Source organism: Mucilaginibacter sp. FW306-07-L (assembly GCF_058782065.1).
In genome coordinates, this window is the sequence record NZ_JBYSXI010000002.1 from 998,970 (window position 1) to 1,017,626 (window position 18,657).

Here is an 18,657-nt window from a genome sequence, read left to right on the forward strand (position 1 = left end):
ATGTACAAAAGCGTTTTTACTTTCTGGCTAACGGGCCTGCTTTTGCTTTTGACTGGTTATACCTACGCGGATAAAGCTAAAAAGCCTGCTGCTGTTGTGGTACGCGATAGCTCGACCGTGCAGGTAAGGCCTTTTAGCGAGGATGCTATCAGCACGTACAGCCAAAGCGACGATTTTAAGTATAAAGATACTGAAACCGAAACAGAGCTATCGTTCTGGCAAATATTTTTGGCATGGATAGTACACCTGCTTGCCGCTGAAGTTGGCCGGTCGCCTGTACTTTTGGTTATATTAAAATACTTGATATTAGGCCTGATAGCGGCAGGAGCTGTTTATGTGATCCTGAAAGCGGTAGGTATTGATGTAGGCTTGTTTTTAAGCAAGGGCTCAAAAAAAACATCCCTGCCTTACACCGAATCGCTGGAGAACATCCATGAGATCAATTTTGATGATGAACTTGATGATGCCATCAGCAACCGCAACTACCGTTTGGCAGTGCGCCTGCTCTACCTCAAATGCCTGAAACAATTGAGCGACCGTAACCTGATACAGTGGCAAATTGATAAAACCAACAAAGCTTATTATTACGAACTTACCCAAAAACCGCAGCGCGAGGCCTTTGGCTCATTAACGCGCCGGTTTGAGTATGTTTGGTACGGTAATTTTACGATAGACGAACAGGCTTTTAATGACATTAACGGATTGTTCAATAAATTCAGGGAGCAGCTATAAAATGAGGAGCCTTAAAATATACCTTATTGTTGCAGGGCTGCTGCTGATTTGTTATACCATATTACAGTATAATCAACCCAAACCTACCGACTGGACACCCACCTATATTGACGGGCACAAAAAACCATTCGGAACGTACATTGCCTATAATCGCTTGCGCGATATATTTCCATCGAGCCGGGTAGCGGCGCACCGGGAAACACCTTTTGTTACTTTAACCACCGGCCGGTATCAAAAATCAGCCTATATTATTATTGCCAGCCGCATTGCCCCTACTGATGAGGACTACAAGGCCATTATGAATTTTGCACGGCGCGGCAATGATGTATTTATCGCTGCGGAATCCTTCGGTACTATATTTCAGGATAGCCTTCATGTTGACGCGGCCAGCGTATTTGGAATGGCAGCACCATCAGAATATATTAGTTTTGTTAACCCCAAACTGGATAACGAACGCCAGTACCATATTGATAAAGGTGCCATCAATAATTCATTTAACACCATTGATACCGCACGAGCTGTATTGCTTGGCCAAAACAGCCAAGGCGAAGCTAATTTTATTAAATACAAAGCAGGCAAGGGCAACTTATACCTGCTGGCCAACCCCAAGCTATTTACCAACTACAGCCTGTTAAAAACACAGGGGGCGCAGTATTCGGCCACGGCGCTATCCTACCTGGGCAAGCCGCAAGTTATTTTGTGGGATGAATTTTACACCCAGGGCATGGCCGGTACCGATTCGCCTATGCGGTTTATCCTTAATAATGATTCGTTGCGGGCGGCGTGGTATATCGCGCTGTTTGGCCTGCTGGTGTATGTTATTTACGGGGTAAAACGCCGCCAGCGTGCCATACCCGTTATTGAGCCGCCGGCCAACGCTACCGTAGAGTTTGTAACCACGGTTGGCCAGGTATACTATGAGCGCCGTAACAATGTTGACATCGCCTACAAAAAATCAATTTACTTTTTAACATCGCTGCGCGAAAAGTATAATATAAAAACCAACAAGCTCGACCCGGAATTTGTAGAAGCACTTACCAGGCGCTCGGGCGTTGACGCTGATTATATACGGATGATGACTGATTTTATTGGCTTTGTTTTTAACCAAACCGATATCAGCGATGCCGAACTGATTGAACTGAACCGATTAATAGAAAAATTTTATACCTTATCAGGATATTAAAATGGAAGAAGAAATATTTGAGAACCGTACCGACCTGCACAAGCTTAACGCCGCGGTTGGACAGATAAAGGATACGCTGGGCAAAATAATTGTAGGCCAGCAGCAAAGTATCGACCTGATCATAGCCGGCATACTGGCCGACGGGCATATACTGATTGAGGGGGTACCGGGCGTTGCCAAAACGCTTACCGCTAAACTGGTAGCCAAGGCCATTAACGCGGTTTACTCGCGCATACAGTTTACGCCCGACCTGATGCCGTCGGACATATTAGGTACGCCGGTATTTAACCCTCGGACATCGGAGTTTGAGTTTAAGCATGGGCCTATCTTCGGCAACATCATCCTGATTGATGAGATAAACCGGGCACCGGCCAAAACACAATCGGCCCTGTTTGAGGTGATGGAAGAGCGCCAGTTGACCATTGATGGCACCGCCTATAAAATGGATGAGCCGTTTTTGGTGTTAGCCACCCAAAACCCTATTGAGCAGGAAGGTACCTACCGCCTGCCCGAGGCACAACTCGATCGTTTTTTATTCAAGATAGAAGTTAAATACCCATCGCTTGAAGAAGAGATAGCCATCATCACCAATCAGCATCAGCACAAACGTGCCGACCAGTTGAGCGACATACAACCCGTACTTTCGGCACAGGAGATCGTGGAACTGCGTGAACAGGTGCGCGGCTTTCATGTGGAACCAAAAATACTGGAGTTTGTGGCCCGCATTGTGTTTGAAACACGCAACAACAAATCGCTTTACCTGGGTGCCTCGCCAAGGGCATCGCTGGCCATTATTAACGCCGCGAAAGCACTGGCAGCCATTAACGGCCGCGACTTTGTTACACCTGATGATGTGATATGGGTAGTACCACACGTGTTACGTCATCGTATAATGCTAACCCCGGATAAGGAAATGGAAGGCCTGAGTACTGATGACGTGATCGGCCAGATCATCCACAAAATTGAAGTGCCCCGATAAACCATCAGCGTGAAAAAGTTTTTCGGCCTGTTTTATACCAACCTGTATCTTACCAGCCGCCTGTTTGTCGGGCTGGCGGTTTGTGCTGTGCTTTACATTTTAAGGTTTATGTTTACCTGGCTGGGCATTATACCTGATGTGGCACTTACCCTCATGTTATTGCTTGTACTGGTTGATATTATATTGCTGTACCACAAAAGCAAAGGCATTTTTGCCCGCCGCCACGCTCCCGAACGCCTGAGTAACAGCGACGATAATGAGTTAGGCATCTATATTGAAAGCATTTACCCTTTTACGGTTAAGGCAGGTATTATAGATGAAATACCCGCGCAGTTTCAACGGCGAGATGTATGGTTTGCTACCATCCTTACGCCACGCATCCCTAAACAGATCAGGTATGCGCTGCGCCCTACCAAGCGGGGTGAATATACCTTTGGCGCTATTAGGGTATTTGCCCGTTCGCCGCTGGCATTGATTAGTCGCCGGTTTAATTTTGAGCAGGGCGAGATATTGCCGGTGTACCCCTCATTTTTACAAATGCGTAAATATGAGCTGATGGCCATTTCAAACCGACTGAGCGAACAGGGTATCAAAAAGATCCGTCGCCTGGGCCAAAGCATGGAGTTTGAGCAGGTAAAAAATTATGTGCCCGGCGATGATTACCGTACCATCAACTGGAAGGCAACCGCCCGGCACGGCAATTTTATGGTAAACTCCTACACCGACGAAAAATCGCAGCATGTGTATTGCGTGATCGATAAATCGCGCGCCATGAAGATGCCGTTTAATGGCCTGAGCTTGCTGGACTATGCCATCAATGCCACGCTGGCGCTATCAAACGTCACGCTAAAAAAAGAGGATAAAGCAGGGCTGATCACGGTAGCCGAAAAAATCGGTTCGGTAATAGCTGCCGACCGCAGGCCTATACAGCTTAACCGCATCTTAGAGGTATTGTACAAGGAGAAGACCCGCTACCTCGAAACCAATATGGAAGCGCTTTACACCACCATTCGCGGGGTGTTAAAGCAACGCAGCCTGGTGGTATTTTTCACTAATTACGAGAGTGTTTTTGCCATGCAGCGGCAACTGCCCTTTTTAAAACGAATAGCTAAATTCCACCTGTTGCTGGTGGTGTTTTTTGAGAATACCGAACTTACCACGCTGGGAGAAAAGCCTGCCGAGGATGTAGAACACATCTACATAAAAACCATTGCCGAAAAATTCGCTAATGATAAAAAGCTCATCGTTAAGGAACTGGCCAAGCATAGTATACAATCCATACTAACCGCGCCCGAAAATCTTACCATCAATACCATAAACCGCTATTTGGAAATTAAGGCAAGGCAGCGGATATAAGGTTCATCAGATCCCTATTATTGAAAGCATACAGATTCCTCCTCGTACCTCGTTCGGAATGACAAATGATGATTGAACTATAAGCACGAACCAATAATAGCCACTGACTCCGGCTTTTAATTTTCGGGTAGCAGGTAAATGCACTGCCTTTCACAGAAAATTAAACAGCCGGCGATTTTTGCTTCTTGTTCGTACAAAACAAGTTTGAGACAGGTAATGAAGATGCCTTACGAGCTAAAGCTATCAGGTTCCCGGAAATTTGATACCATCCTGGTTAAGGCGGTTGATCAGTTTTTCCTGCAAGGCTATCTTAACATTTAAAAAATCCGCAGGTGTTACCCATACGTTTATTAAATAGGTAGCACGGTCAAACCCGATACGGATGAGGCCTACCTTTACCGGCTTATTTTGCACAATGCCGGGGGTATTTTGTATGGCTTCGGTAACAATGCCTATTACTGTTTCAGACTTTGCTGAATAACCCAGCTCGATCTCAAAATCAAGCCTGCGGCTGCCTGAGCGGGTAACGTTAACAATTACCTCATTAAACAGCTTTCCGTTGGGGATAATGATGGTTTTATTATCGGCCGTAAGCAGCACGGTATAAAATATCTGTATGGAGGTTACCTTGCCATCCTGCCCCTGGGCAATAATGTTGTCGTTTAGTTCAAAGGGTTTTAGCAGTAAAATAAGCACGCCACCTGCAAAGTTTTGCAACGTACCCGACAGCGCCAAACCTGCCGCTACGCCAAAAGCACCTACCAGTGTAGTAAAAATAGCGGCATCAATACCCATCAGCGTCATCACCAGCAGTACCAGCAATACATTGAGCGCGGTAATACTAAGGCTAAGTAAAAAAGGTTGCAGCGAGGAGTGTACTTCCCTGTTGCTCATTTTGGTACGAATACGCGTTTTAAGCATCCGTATAAACCAAAGGCCGAGTATAAGTACTATTAAACCGAAAATAATATTGGGGCCGTGGGTAAGCAACCACACGTAAGCGGTATCGTAAAACTGGGTAAGCTTCATAAATTAATCAGAAGCCCCGAAATTATAAATTAGAGCAGAGAAACCAAAAATTCCGGCGACTTTAGAATAACCCATTCAAATATGCGGGTTTGTATATGTTTCCTCCTGCGGGATAAAAGTTTCATGTCTCTGCAATATCAAATGCTATGCCTCAACGGTTTGCCTTTAAGCATTTACGTAAAAACAAACCTAATAATTACAATAAGGCATGTAAATTAATAACGCGTGACAAATGAATTAACGCGCGGCATGACAAGGCATACAGTAAAAAGGTCAGTAAAAAATAAAACCCTGTATGCAATTGCATACAGGGTTTTTATATAGCGATCCCCTCAACAAGGAGGGTACGAATGATGCTATTACATCATGCCGCCCATGCCGCCGCCCATTGGAGGCATACCGGCACCGCCTTTTTCATCTTCCGGATCGTCAGCCAACACACACTCGGTGGTTAACAGCATCGCGGCAATTGAAGCAGCGTTCTCTAAAGCTACACGGCCTACCTTGGTCGGGTCAATAACACCGGCACCGATCAGGTTTTCGTAAGTATTGGTACGTGCGTTATAACCATAATCAGCAGTACCTTCTTTAACCTTTTGTACTACGATTGAACCTTCAATACCAGCGTTCTCGCAGATCTGACGAAGAGGCTCCTCGATAGCGCGACGGATGATCTGGATACCAGTGTTCTCATCTTCGTTAACGCCTTTAAGGTCTGCCAGGGCAGCAACCGAACGGATGAAAGCAACACCACCACCGGCAACAATGCCTTCTTCAACAGCGGCACGTGTCGCGTGTAATGCATCATCAACACGGTCTTTTTTCTCTTTCATTTCAACTTCGGTAGCAGCACCTACATAAAGTACAGCCACACCCCCTGAAAGTTTAGCTAAACGCTCTTGCAGTTTTTCTTTATCATAATCAGATGTTGTAGTTTCAATCTGAGATTTGATCTGGCTTACGCGGGCCTTAATATCGTCGGCAACACCGGCACCATTGATGATGGTGGTATTGTCTTTATCAACAACGATCTTTTCAGCAGTACCTAAGTATGATAGGTCAGCATTCTCTAATTTAAAGCCTCTTTCTTCTGAAATTACAGTACCACCAGTAAGGATAGCGATATCCTCAAGCATCGCTTTACGGCGATCGCCAAAGCCAGGAGCTTTAACAGCGGCAACTTTCAGTGAACCACGAATTTTGTTAACTACCAAAGTAGCTAATGCTTCGCCATCCAGATCTTCAGAAATAATTAACAATGGTTTGCCGGTTTGTACTTGTTTTTCAAGTACCGGTAAAAGCTCTTTCATTGAAGAGATCTTTTTGTCGTAGATCAGGATATATGGGTTTTCCAGTTCTACTTCCATTTTATCGGCATTGGTTACAAAGTACGGAGAAAGGTAACCACGGTCAAACTGCATACCTTCAACTGTTTTAACTTCAGTTTCGGTACCTTTTGCTTCTTCAACTGTGATAACACCGTCTTTACCTACTTTAGCCATAGCCTCAGCGATCAATGAACCGATCACCTCGTCGTTATTAGCAGAGATAGAAGCTACTTGTTTGATCTTGTTATTGTCTTCACCTACGGTTTGTGATTGCGCTTTCAGGTTTTCAACAACGGTAGCAACTGCTTTGTCAATACCACGTTTTAAATCCATTGGATTAGCACCTGCTGCTACGTTTTTAATACCGGCAGTAACAATAGCCTGGGCTAAAACAGTAGCGGTAGTAGTACCATCACCTGCAATATCAGCAGTTTTTGAGGCAACTTCCTTAACCATTTGCGCGCCCATGTTTTCTAAGGCGTCTTTCAGTTCGATCTCTTTAGCTACGGTAACACCATCTTTAGTGATTGCCGGTGAACCGAATTTTTTATCGATAATTACGTTACGACCTTTAGGGCCTAAGGTTACTTTAACCGCGTTGGCTAAAATATCAACACCGCGCTTTAAGGCGTCGCGTGCTTCAACATTGTATTTAACTTGTTTTGCCATTTTTTTAATGATTGAATTAGTGAGTTATTGAATTATTGATTTCAATGCTCAGTTAATTTTTAATGATTGAATTAGTGAGTTATTGAATTATCGATTTGTTTATTAGTATCTAAATTCAACCTTCAATAATTCAGTAATTGATTACAGAACCGCGTATATATCAGATTCGCGCATAATTAAATACTCTTTACCTTCGTAGTTGATCTCGGTACCGGCATATTTACCGTATAGTACCTGATCGCCGGTTTTAACGGTTAAAGGCTCGTCTTTTTTACCTTCGCCTACAGCCACTACAGTACCGCGTTGTGGTTTCTCTTTAGCAGTATCAGGGATGATGATTCCGGAAGCAGTTTTTTCTTCGGCCGGAGCAGCTTCCACTACTACCCTGTCTCCGATAGGTTTAATGTTTAATGACATAACTATGCTTAAATTTTTAATTTATTAAAGTTGTTATTTGCCTGCACTGCTACATCAATTGTGCCAAGCACCCTGCCTGCATTGTTTGGCATACAAAACTGATGTATTGTCAGCTAAATGTTAGGCAGGCTATTTACGGTTAACAATTTATTAAACTGCGCTGTGTCATCATGTCAGTTAAATACCCACCTGTCATTATCTGTAAGCATTCTTAATAAAGCGGCCAAAATGCGTGGTTGCACCCTAATCGTGTAACGAATTAATGACATGGTGTATTTATTACAATTTGTTAAAAAAAGCGTGTAACATTTTGAACAATTTCGCCTCAAATTCCAAATTGATTAAAAACACCATGAAACGTATTTACTTAATCCTATTCCTTTTATGTTCTGCGGCGGCAGTTAAGGCTCAGGTTGGCCTTGGCGGCGGTGGCGGCTCGAGCATTGTTGGCCGAATATCGGGCACGGTGATCGACTCGCTGACCAAAAAACCGCTCGACTACGCTACCGTAAGCGTTTACCGCAGCGGCGGTACCGCCCCGATGAACGGCGTACTTACTGATGAAAAAGGAAACTTTAAAATAGATAACATTAAACCCGGCAGCTATAAAATTGGGGTGTCATTCATTGGCTATCCTACTAAATTTATTGACCCGGTAACTACCTCCCTGTCAAAACCGGATGCCAACATGGGCAACATCGTTGTCGCGCCAAGCTCAAAGGCATTGAGCGAAGTAACCGTAACCGGCCAGGTTGGCCTTATTGAAAACCGCATTGATAAAATTGTTTACAATGCCGAAAAAGACCTTACCTCTGCCGGTGGTAACGCTACCGATGTATTGCAGAAAGTGCCACTGGTATCGGTAGATATGAATGGTAACGTTGCCGTACGTGGCGATCAAAATGTACGCGTACTCATCAATGGTAAACCATCGGGCGCTACCTCAGCCAGCCTGAGCGATGTATTAAAAACCATCCCTGCCGATCAGATCAAAAGCGTTGAGGTGATCACTTCGCCATCCGCTAAATATGACGCGGAAGGATCAGGTGGTATCATCAATATCGTTACTAAAACCAAAAACGCGTCAGGCGTTAGCGGTAGTGTGAGCGGTGGTGTAGGTACACGCCAAAACAATGGCAACTTAAACTTTAACTATAACAAAAACCGCTTTAACTTTTCAACCAATCTTGGTGGTAACGCAGGCTGGCCGCAAACATCATATACTGATTTTAACCAAAGCCTAACCGCCGACGGTATTGATCAGCGTAATACCAACAGCTCGCACAACGAGATCAGGCGCCATGGTGTACGTGGTTCGGTAACCGCGGGCTATGAGTTTAACGGCTTTAACAGCATTAACAGTACTATCGCCTTAAACGATGGTGGCTTTAACGCTGATGGCGGCGGCGATTACCGTTTTGAGGATCTGCTTAATTCGGCCAATAACCTTAAATATACCGGCCGTACCATATCGCACAATAAATTCAGCGGTTTTGACTGGAATATTGATTATACACACAAGTTTAAAAAACAAGGCCACGAGGTAATATTCTCCGGCCAATGGAGCCATAGCATCATCAAAACAGATTATACCAACCTGTTCTCTGACCTTTATCAAAGCCAACTGGCTAACAACAACGGTAAAAACAATGAGTATACCGCCCAGATGGATTACACTTTGCCAATTAACAAAGTATTTAAGTTAGAGGCCGGTGGTAAAACCATCCAAAGGCGCATAAACAGTAATTACGATATTTTTGCTGTAAACCCGGATGGCAGCAACCCGATACTGGACAGGCAAAACTCAAACCTGTACGATTATACCCAAAATGTATACGCGGGTTATGGTGTGTTAACCATCACCCTGCCTAAAAGCTATTCGGTTTTGGCGGGAGCACGTTTAGAGAACACCAAAATTGAGGGCGACCCTGAAGCGCCTTATGCCGACGGTACAAACTCGCAGACGTTGGAACCATTCAAGGCAAACTACAATACCTTTATACCAAGCTTAACCATACAAAAGGTATTTGGTGCCAATACGCTAAAGCTATCATACAGCAAGCGTATACAGCGCCCGAGTTTGCAGGTATTAAACCCGTTCATTAACCGCAGCAACCAGCAAAGCCAAAGCGTAGGTAACCCTAACCTGGCTCCGGAGATATCGCAAACGGTTGAGCTGAACTATAACGCGTTCATCAAAACATCAGTGGTTAACTTCTCGGTATACTACAAAAACACCAGCAACCTTATTGAAGGTATTGCCAGCCCGGTGCAGGATGGTGACGTAATTATTAACCGTACGGTACAAAACAACGTTGCCGAAAATAACTCGCTTGGTGGTAGCTTCTTCGGCTCGATCAACCCGATCAAGCCGTTAACCATCCGTGCTAACATAAACGTGTTTACCTATAACCCAAGCGTATATGCGGCCTATGCGGATTTTATTAACCCGGATGCGTTAAAAACCAGGCTGATGACCACCGTTTTCGGTAGCGCTACATTGAATTTGCCTAAGAACTTTATATTCGAGGCATTCGCTTTCAACAACTCGGCGCGCCGTACCATACAGGGTACAAGCCCGGCGTTCGGTATCTATGTGTTTGGTATCAAAAAGCAGTTTATGGATAAAAAAGCTTCTATCGGCTTCAATACCATCCAGCCTTTTGCTGTCGATAAATCATTCAATCAAAGCATATCAAGCCCTGGCTTCACACAAAGCGTACGTACACGCATACCGTTCCAGTCGTTCGGTGTAACGTTTAGCTACAGCTTTGGCAAAATGAGCTTCAGCAACCCGCAGCAAAAGAAAAAAGGCGTTAACAATGACGACGTAAAAAGCGGCGACCAGGGTATGGGCGGCGGCATGAACGGCGGCAACTAATCCCTGATCTCAAAAATAATTTAACTCAAGGCCTGCTATATGCAGGCCTTTTTGGTTTCAGGCTGTTTTACATCGCCATAAATAAAAACCGTATACTTGTTAAACCATGAAGAGCCTGTTTAACAATCCTACCTTTCGTGTTATTGTCGCCATTATTTTAGGGGTGATGGTGGGCTATTATTTTAAGGGATTCGCGCCTACCGCGCAGATGATCAGTAAGATATTCATCAACCTGATCACGATGCTGATAGCGCCTATCATATTTTTCACCATTGTGCTGGGCATAGCCAACATGGGCGATATGAAAAAGGTAGGCCGGGTAGGCGGCAAGGCTTTACTTTATTTTGAGATCGTGACCACCTTTGCATTGATGATAGGCTTACTGGTAGCCAACCTGCTTAAACCGGGCAAAGGCATCGATGTAAACAAGAGTGTTGATGCCTCTAAAATAGCCGATTACCAAAAGGCCGCGCATGATATGAATTGGGGCGACTTTTTCCTGCATATTGTTCCGCACAACGTTTTTGATGCCTTTACCCGTGGCGATATTTTGCAGATCCTGTTCTTCGCCATACTGTTTGGCTATGGCCTCAGCAAAATGGGCGAAACCGGTAAATCGCTGCTGGTAACATTTGATAAATTGAGCAAGGTGTTCTTCAATATCATGAAGGTGGTAATGGCGCTTGCACCTATAGGTGCGTTTGGCGGTATGGCCTTTACCGTGAGTACTTATGGCACCAAGGCACTGTTACCCATGGCTAAGCTGATGGGCTCAGTTTACCTGACCATGTTCCTGTTCGTATTTGTGGTGCTGAATATTATTTGCCGTTTATACAAGTTTAGCCTGTGGCAATACCTTAAACACATCAGGCAGGAAATACTGGTGGTACTGGGTACATCATCCTCCGAATCGGTTTTGCCGAGCATGATGGAGAAGATGGAAAAATTTGGCTGCTCACGTTCGGTTGTTGGTTTGGTGATCCCTACCGGTTATTCATTTAACCTGGATGGTACCACCATTTACCTCAGTATGGCTACCATATTTTTAGCACAGGTATTTAACATCCCCTTATCTATTGAGCAGCAGCTAACCATCATCGGTATACTGATGGTTACTTCAAAAGGCGCGGCGGCGGTTACCGGCGGGGGCTTTATTGTGCTTACCTCAACACTGGCCGCCATAAAAGTTATCCCGGTTGAAAGCGTAGCGTTGCTGCTGGGGGTTGACCGTTTTATGTCCGAAGCGCGGGCCATTACCAACCTGATCGGCAACGGTATCGCTACGGTGGTGATCGCTAAAAGTGAGGGGGAGTTTCATCCGCCTAAAGAACTACCCGGTGATAGCGTGAGCTAATCTTTCTTCTTTTTCTTTTCTTTTGCCTCTTTTTGCTTCTCCAGGTCGCCCTCGCTTATTTTGGAGTTGGCCTTTTTCTCGTCCATATCGCTTACACCGGCGCATTCCTTAATGCCCGAGAAAAGCGTTTTCCAAATTAACTTAAAAAAAGCATAATTAACCGGCCGTATAAAATTAACGTTTGCCGAGCGCGGCGCTTTGCCGGGGTCATCCGGGTTGTTACGTTCAATCACCAGGTGATTGGCCAAAATGGACATAAGGCCTTTCTTTTTCAGTTTACCATCATCCTCGTCAAGCTTCAAAATGCCGATCTTCAGGTCGTTATACAACATGGTTACCTTACCTTTGGCGCGGTAGCGGTTAGCGTCAAAATTAAAATCAAGCCGTTTTAAATTGCCCGATGTTACCTTTACCATAGCTAATGGCGCAACACCACGGTTAATACCCGACAAATCCATCGACCCCAGGCTGCCGCTATAACTAAAGGCGGCATCTTTATCGGTGAGATTTAACACGAACTTTACATCCAGCCTGCCGCGGTTCATAAAATAGCTGGTGAGGTTAACGCGGCTCAGGTTATTTTTTTGCAGCGCCCGCTTGTTGTTAGTAAGGTTAAACATCCTGCCGCTGGTATTGCTAAAGGTAAGCGTGCCTGTTTTGCCCGATTTTTTATTGTATTCGGTATAAATAATGTTTAGTTTTTTGAGTGTCAAGGTATCAACCCGTAAGCCAAAATCAAGTTTTTGTAACGCCAAATGCGGAAACGTGTTTACACTCTCCTTTGCAGGCTGGCTTATCTTATTAGGCGCTTTGTATATACTGATGGTGCCGTTACTTATTTTAAGCCCTTCTACCGTAAAGGTGCGGTACTTGTAATAGTTCATAAAATCAAACCGGTTAAGCTGCACCGAATCAAGCGTTATGTTAAAACGGTCGCTACGTGTTTTATTAAAGAACAATAAGTTATTAAAGGGCTTTAGTTTGATGCCTTGCACGCAAAGCTGTTTGCTGCGGGTAGATAGTTTAATGCTGCTAATATCGTACAGGTACAGCGCATCGGGCGTTTTGCCGCTGTAATTTTTTATCTCGGTAGTTACATCCTTACAATAAAAAAAGCGTGAGGTATCCGCCTGGGTGGTCGAGTCAATAAACAGGTCGTCAGCATGCAGGTTTACCTGGCTTATCTCGGTTAGCTGCGGCTTTTTATGCGCGTAATTAATGTGCCTGAATTTAAGGTCGTCCAGTACAATTTCACCAACCCTGATGCTACGCAGGCTTTTAGAAATACGCTGCCAGATGGTGCGGTTATCCTTACCCGGTTTATCCTCGGTACTGTTGGCTTCGTAGCTCATGTCAATCTCCGGCTTGACAAGCATAATACTCCCGATATCTATTTTTTTGCTGAAGTAAAATTTTAACGCCTTTATTCCGGTTATGTTGATTTGCTCAACCTTAAGGCTATATAAATTATTAGGTGCCGCGCCTGCTCTTTTTTTAGCGCGGTATACGGCTGTATCTACTTTCAGGGTAGCATTTTCAATCAGTATTTTACCGCTTAATAAATGTAATTCGGCCTTGGCAAAATCAACTTTATACAGGCTATCGCTGCTTTCGCGGATGCTGCTTCGCAGTTTATCCTGCAGCATGGGTTTTAAGTAAGTATTAAGTACAAGGGCACCGCCAATAACCAAAACAGCGATAACCAGCAGGGTATACAGGGTTATCCGTTGCCATTTATGTTTTAAAAATTTTAATGCCATCAAATATGGGGTTATTGGGTATAAAGGTTATTGCCTCAATTTAGCGGTAATTCATCAGCATAACAACAAAAAGCCTATTTTGTTAATTGGCTGACAAAGTGTCACCCGATATTTAAAAGATTGTGTATTTTTGCGGCAATAAGAATTTTAGCATGATAGATTTGGTAATTCCGGATAAAACACACGACGAGGGCAGGCAGGGCGAGGCTTTGATTTTAGAACCTACAGGCAAAAACAACGGCCGTAAGTTATACATCGAAAGCTATGGCTGCGCCATGAATTTTTCGGACAGCGAAATCGTAGCGTCTATTTTAGCCGAGCAGGGTTTTGAAACCACCAAAGATTATAACACTGCTGATGTGATCTTCATCAACACCTGCTCCATACGTGAAAATGCCGAGCAGCGGGTGCGTAACCGCCTGAAAGAGTTTACTATTGCCAAGGTTAAAAACCCTGATATGGTGGTAGGCGTACTGGGCTGCATGGCCGAACGCCTCAAATCAAAATTTTTAGAAGAAGAAAAACTGGTTGACGTGGTGGTAGGCCCCGATGCTTACCGCGACCTGCCCAACCTGATAGATAAAGTTGATGGCGGCCAAAAAGCCGTTAACGTATTATTATCCCGCGAGGAAACTTATGCCGATATAAGTCCGGTGCGTTTAAACAGCAACGGTATTAACGCCTTTGTTTCCATTATGCGTGGCTGCGATAACATGTGCTCGTTTTGCGTGGTGCCATTTACCCGTGGCCGCGAGCGCAGCCGCGACGCGCACTCCATTGTTGCTGAGTGTACCGACCTGTTTAACAAAGGCTACCGCGAGGTAACCCTGCTCGGCCAGAATGTGGACTCCTACAAATGGAGCGCCACCACACCTGCACAATATGGTGCTGAAGCGGAGCTGGCAGATCAAGTCCTCCCCCTCGGGGAGGATTTAGGAGGGGTGGTAAACTTCGCCAACCTGTTAGAGATGGTAGCATCCATCAGCCCCGAACTGCGCGTGCGTTTCTCTACATCGCACCCTAAGGATATTACCGATGAAGTGTTGTACACGATGGCTAAGTATGATAATATTTGCAATTACATACACCTGCCGGTACAATCAGGCAACAGCCGCGTGCTGGAGCTGATGAACCGTACGTACGACCGCGAATGGTACCTGGACAGGGTAAATGCTATACGCCGCATTATACCGGGTTGCGGTATATCAACCGATGTGATAACGGGTTTTTGCACCGAAACCGAAGAGGAACATGCGGATACTTTAAGCATGATGGACTATGTACAGTATGATTTCGCCTACATGTTCATGTACTCTGAAAGGCCGGGTACCCTTGCCGCCAAACGTTATGCCGATGATATACCCGAGGCCGTAAAAAGCCGCCGGTTAAAGGAAGTGGTTGCCAAACAGCAGCAATACTCTTACATTAAACTGCAACAGCAATTGGGCAAGGTACAGCGCGTACTGATCGAGGGTTTCTCAAAAAAATCCGACCAGGATTACTGCGGCCGTAATGACCAGAATGCCATGGTAGTTTTCCCGGTACATGCTGATTACAAACCCGGCCAATATGCCAACGTATTAGTTGAAAGAACCACTACGGCCACGCTGATCGGGAAGATAATCCCCCAAACCCCCTGAAGGGGAGTTACGGCTGCATGCACTGTGATAACTGAACTTAAATTATAAATTTATTCCCCCTTTAGGGGGTTAGGGGGCTCATGGATATTCAAGAAATTAAACAACGCTTTGGCATCATCGGCAGTTCGCCGTTGCTTAACCGGGCTATAAATATTGCTAACCAGGTTGCTCCTACTGATATTTCGGTATTAATTACCGGCGAGAGCGGTAGCGGTAAAGAGGTTTTTTCGCATATCATACATCAGATCAGTCCGCGTAAGCATGGCCCTTTTATCGCGGTTAACTGTGGTGCCATACCCGAGGGCACTATTGATTCAGAATTGTTCGGGCACGAAAAAGGCGCTTATACCGGTGCCATTGGCGAGCGTAAAGGTTATTTTGAAACGGTTAACGGCGGTACCATTTTTTTAGATGAGATAGCCGAAATGCCTCTGGGCACCCAGGCACGTTTACTGCGTGTACTGGAGTCGGGCCAGTTTATCAAGGTCGGCTCATCAAAGGTTGAAAAAACCAATGTACGGGTTATTGCCGCTACCAATGTTGATGTGTATGATGCCGTTAAGGCCGGCAAATTCAGAGAAGACCTGTACTACCGTTTAAATACGGTGCCGCTGCGCATACCACCACTGCGTGACCGTAAAGAGGATATTTACCTGCTGTTCCGCAAGTTTACGTCAGACTTTACCGATAAATACCGCACGCCGCCCATCCAGCTTGATGAAGAGGCGCAGCAGGTGCTGATCAATTATTCGTGGCCGGGTAACGTAAGGCAGCTTAAAAACATGGCCGAACAGTTAGCCGTTTTGGAGCGCGATCGTATAATAACCGCACAAACGTTACTTACTTACATTCCGCACGAAACAAGCCGCAGCAATTTGCCTATGCGCCTGGATAATCAGCCGAAGGAAGATTTTTCGGAACGTGATATACTATACAAGGTGCTTTTTGATATGAAGCGCGATATGGTTGAACTGAAAAAACTGGTAGCCAACATTATTGAGCATGGCGGTGTACCGGCTAATTATGAAGATCATTCACAGGCTATAAATCAACTTTACCGTGATATAGAGCTGCCCCAAAACACCGAGGCACAATTTACTTTGCATCATCCCGTTAATGCCAGTGTTAACACGCCGGTAGCAAGCCACAATCATAACAATAACGATTACCACATTACGCACGAAGCGGAGGAAGTAGAGGAATCGTTATCGCTGATCGAAAAGGAATCAGACCTGATACGTAAGGCGCTTAAAAAACATAAGGGCAAACGTAAGCTGGCCGCTAATGAGCTGGGTATATCTGAGCGTACACTATACCGAAAGATCAAAGAGCTAAATTTATAGGGCTAAATGAGAAGAATACTTGTTTTTTTTATGGCGATTACCGGGCTTATGCTCCTGTCGCAATCATGCAGCATAACGCTTAACGGCGCTACCATACCGCCTGAGCTTAAAACTATCAATATTGAGTTTTTTGAGAATAACGCGCCGCTGGTTGTAAGCAACCTGAGCCAGGATTTTACCGAAGCCCTTAAAGCACGTATCCGTTCGCAATCGAGGTTAAGCATCGTGCGTGACCCGGCGGCTAATGCCACCATGTCCGGCTCTATCGTAAACTATACCATTACCCCGGTTTCGGTTGAGGCTACCAACCCCAACACGCCGCCAATTGCTAACGCATCGCGTTTAAGTATTACCGTAAACGTAAAATTTACCACCGAAACAGATAAGAAGCTTAATTTTGAGCAGCAGTTTACCAAGTACCAGGATTTTCAGGGCGATATATCATCGCGCGAGCAAACCCTGATACAGAACATAGTACGCCAATTGGTTGACGATATTTTTAATAAAGCCTTTAACAATTGGTAAGCAATTCGTAGTTTCAACCTCGTGGATCAGTATAGCAACAACCAGCAGCACCAGTTTTTAGCACATTTGCTAAGCAACCCCGCCGAAAGCGGGCAGGCTTATGTGAATGAGTTACAGCAACTGGTAAAAAACCATCCGCAAAGCGGCATTTTACAGGCACTGCTGTCGCAGGCGTTAAATGAGCTGGAAACCCCTGCCGCGGCCCTGTACTTTGATCCGCGCGCGCTGCATACGCTGTTGCATAATCCATCCGCCTTACCTGTAGTACAATCCGGGCAGATCTATCATCAGCAGGAAAATATTGGCCCCAATAATATTGAGGTAGCGGTTACCAAAACGCTTGCCGTTCCAGGAGAAGAAAGTTCAGCATCGGCAGAGAACAACGAATCCGCTGAACCGGTAGTCGACGAGCCTACAACAGAGATCCCTGCAATTCAATCCGTAGCTGAAGATAATTTACCGGCTGACCCTGCCGAACAATCCGCTGAAATTCCAGGCGCAAACACGCCTGCTGAGGAAACAGCGACACCGCAGCCGGAAAACCAGGAAGCACAAAACGCCACAGAGCCGATAGAAGAGGATATTTACGAGGAGATTGTAGGCATTGATGATATAGCCATTGAGGTTAAGCAGCCCGGCACAGCTACAGAAGCTTCTCATTTTACATACGAAGATCCGTTTAGCGCGGAGGATACCCGTGAACTGGTTAACGAAACTACCACCGGTACGCCCGAGCCTGATAGCTCTGAAAAACCCCAGCCTTCCGGCTTAAATTTTAACGATGAGGAAGAAAGGCTGATTGTAGGCAATATAGCGGCAACGGATTACTTTATGTTTGATAAAGCCTTCGGCAAGATCGAAGATTCTGAACCTGTTGCCGAAAAAGTGGCCCCTGCTGCTGTTGAAGAAGGAAGCACAGAAACTACCATCGAACTTAAAAAGCATACCTCGCGCTACCACGACGAGCAAATGCCCTACACCTTTTTATGGTGGCTGGATAAAACCCGCCGCGAACACTCGGGCATTTACCGTCCGTATTCAAAATACACGCCGGAGCAGCAAGCTATTGTAGCCGAAAAAATGGCCGCGGCCGATGCCTTGCAACAGCAATATATTGAAAATATATTCCACCTTTCGTCGGTTGAGAGCCTTGACCAAAACACGGCGGATAACCCGGCGGCAGAGGTAAAACATAAGGGTGACGAAATTATAGAGCGCTTTATAAAAGAAGAGCCGCAGATCAAGCCCCCAAGCAGCGACAAGCTGGATAATGAAAACAAGGCCAAACGCAGTTCAGAAGATAGCAGCGAACTGGTAACCGAAACCCTGGCCAACATTTATGTAGACCAAATGCTTTACCACAAAGCCATAGTGATTTACAGAAAATTAATGTTGAAATTTCCGGAAAAAAGCCGTTACTTTGCCGACCGTATAGAGCGTTTAGAAAAGAAAACAAGTTGA

The 18,657-nt window shown here is 45.2% G+C and carries 14 protein-coding genes; 10 read left to right on the plus strand and 4 right to left on the minus strand.

Going from position 1 to position 18,657, the window contains the following annotated elements; all coding sequences use genetic code 11:
- Genes AC3WJC_RS14580 through AC3WJC_RS14595 form a run of 4 tightly spaced genes read left to right on the plus strand, consistent with a single transcriptional unit; the run spans position 1 to position 4,250 of the window.
- Positions 1-732, plus strand: a complete 732-nt coding sequence (locus tag AC3WJC_RS14580; protein WP_492399838.1) for a DUF4129 domain-containing protein — start codon at positions 1-3, stop codon at positions 730-732.
- Position 733: 1 nt separating this feature from the next.
- Positions 734-1,915: a DUF4350 domain-containing protein gene (locus AC3WJC_RS14585; protein WP_492399839.1), complete on the plus strand. Its 1,182-nt coding sequence runs from the start codon at positions 734-736 to the stop codon at positions 1,913-1,915.
- A gap of 1 nt (position 1,916) precedes the next feature.
- Positions 1,917-2,894, plus strand: a complete 978-nt coding sequence (locus AC3WJC_RS14590) for an AAA family ATPase (RefSeq protein ID WP_492399840.1) — start codon at positions 1,917-1,919, stop codon at positions 2,892-2,894.
- A 9-nt stretch (positions 2,895-2,903) separates the two neighbouring features.
- Positions 2,904-4,250, plus strand: coding sequence for a DUF58 domain-containing protein (locus AC3WJC_RS14595; RefSeq protein WP_492399841.1), 1,347 nt, complete (start codon positions 2,904-2,906; stop codon positions 4,248-4,250).
- Positions 4,251-4,493: 243 nt separating this feature from the next.
- Here the strand turns inward: AC3WJC_RS14595 and AC3WJC_RS14600 are convergent, their stop codons facing one another.
- From AC3WJC_RS14600 to groES, 3 genes are all read right to left on the minus strand, one after another.
- Positions 4,494-5,279 carry a mechanosensitive ion channel family protein gene (locus AC3WJC_RS14600; RefSeq protein WP_492399842.1) on the minus strand — a complete coding sequence of 262 codons (786 nt, stop codon included), beginning with the start codon at positions 5,277-5,279 and terminating at the stop codon, positions 4,494-4,496.
- Between the two features lie 359 nt (positions 5,280-5,638).
- On the minus strand, positions 5,639-7,276 hold the full coding sequence (gene groL, locus AC3WJC_RS14605; RefSeq protein ID WP_492399843.1) for a chaperonin GroEL: 1,638 nt from the start codon (positions 7,274-7,276) through the stop codon (positions 5,639-5,641).
- A gap of 141 nt (positions 7,277-7,417) precedes the next feature.
- On the minus strand, positions 7,418-7,693 hold the full coding sequence (gene groES / locus AC3WJC_RS14610) for a co-chaperone GroES (RefSeq protein WP_345329080.1): 276 nt from the start codon (positions 7,691-7,693) through the stop codon (positions 7,418-7,420).
- A 352-nt stretch (positions 7,694-8,045) separates the two neighbouring features.
- Between groES and AC3WJC_RS14615 the strand changes: the two genes are divergently transcribed.
- Entirely contained in the window at positions 8,046-10,574 is a 2,529-nt protein-coding gene (locus AC3WJC_RS14615; protein WP_492399844.1) for a TonB-dependent receptor, read from the plus strand.
- Positions 10,575-10,680: 106 nt separating this feature from the next.
- A complete protein-coding gene (gene dctA, locus AC3WJC_RS14620) occupies positions 10,681-11,928 on the plus strand; it encodes a C4-dicarboxylate transporter DctA (protein WP_492399845.1) in 1,248 nt (415 codons plus the stop codon).
- On the opposite strand, the gene AC3WJC_RS14625 is transcribed toward dctA, so the two are convergent.
- Positions 11,925-13,688 carry an AsmA family protein gene (locus AC3WJC_RS14625; RefSeq protein WP_492399846.1) on the minus strand — a complete coding sequence of 588 codons (1,764 nt, stop codon included), beginning with the start codon at positions 13,686-13,688 and terminating at the stop codon, positions 11,925-11,927. The two genes, dctA and AC3WJC_RS14625, sit on opposite strands and share 4 nt — an antisense overlap.
- Before the next feature lie 152 nt (positions 13,689-13,840).
- Here AC3WJC_RS14625 and miaB point away from each other — a divergent pair, with 152 nt between their 5' ends.
- The 4 genes from miaB (at position 13,841) to AC3WJC_RS14645 (ending at position 18,657) form a co-directional block, all read left to right on the plus strand.
- Complete coding sequence (miaB, locus tag AC3WJC_RS14630) at positions 13,841-15,328, plus strand: tRNA (N6-isopentenyl adenosine(37)-C2)-methylthiotransferase MiaB (protein ID WP_492399847.1); 1,488 nt, start codon at positions 13,841-13,843, stop codon at positions 15,326-15,328.
- A gap of 80 nt (positions 15,329-15,408) precedes the next feature.
- Positions 15,409-16,671 carry a sigma-54 interaction domain-containing protein gene (locus AC3WJC_RS14635; RefSeq protein ID WP_492399848.1) on the plus strand — a complete coding sequence of 421 codons (1,263 nt, stop codon included), beginning with the start codon at positions 15,409-15,411 and terminating at the stop codon, positions 16,669-16,671.
- 6 nt (positions 16,672-16,677) lie between these two features.
- A complete protein-coding gene (lptE, locus tag AC3WJC_RS14640; RefSeq protein WP_492399849.1) occupies positions 16,678-17,196 on the plus strand; it encodes an LPS assembly lipoprotein LptE in 519 nt (172 codons plus the stop codon).
- A 21-nt stretch (positions 17,197-17,217) separates the two neighbouring features.
- Positions 17,218-18,657: a hypothetical protein gene (locus tag AC3WJC_RS14645; RefSeq protein ID WP_492399850.1), complete on the plus strand. Its 1,440-nt coding sequence runs from the start codon at positions 17,218-17,220 to the stop codon at positions 18,655-18,657.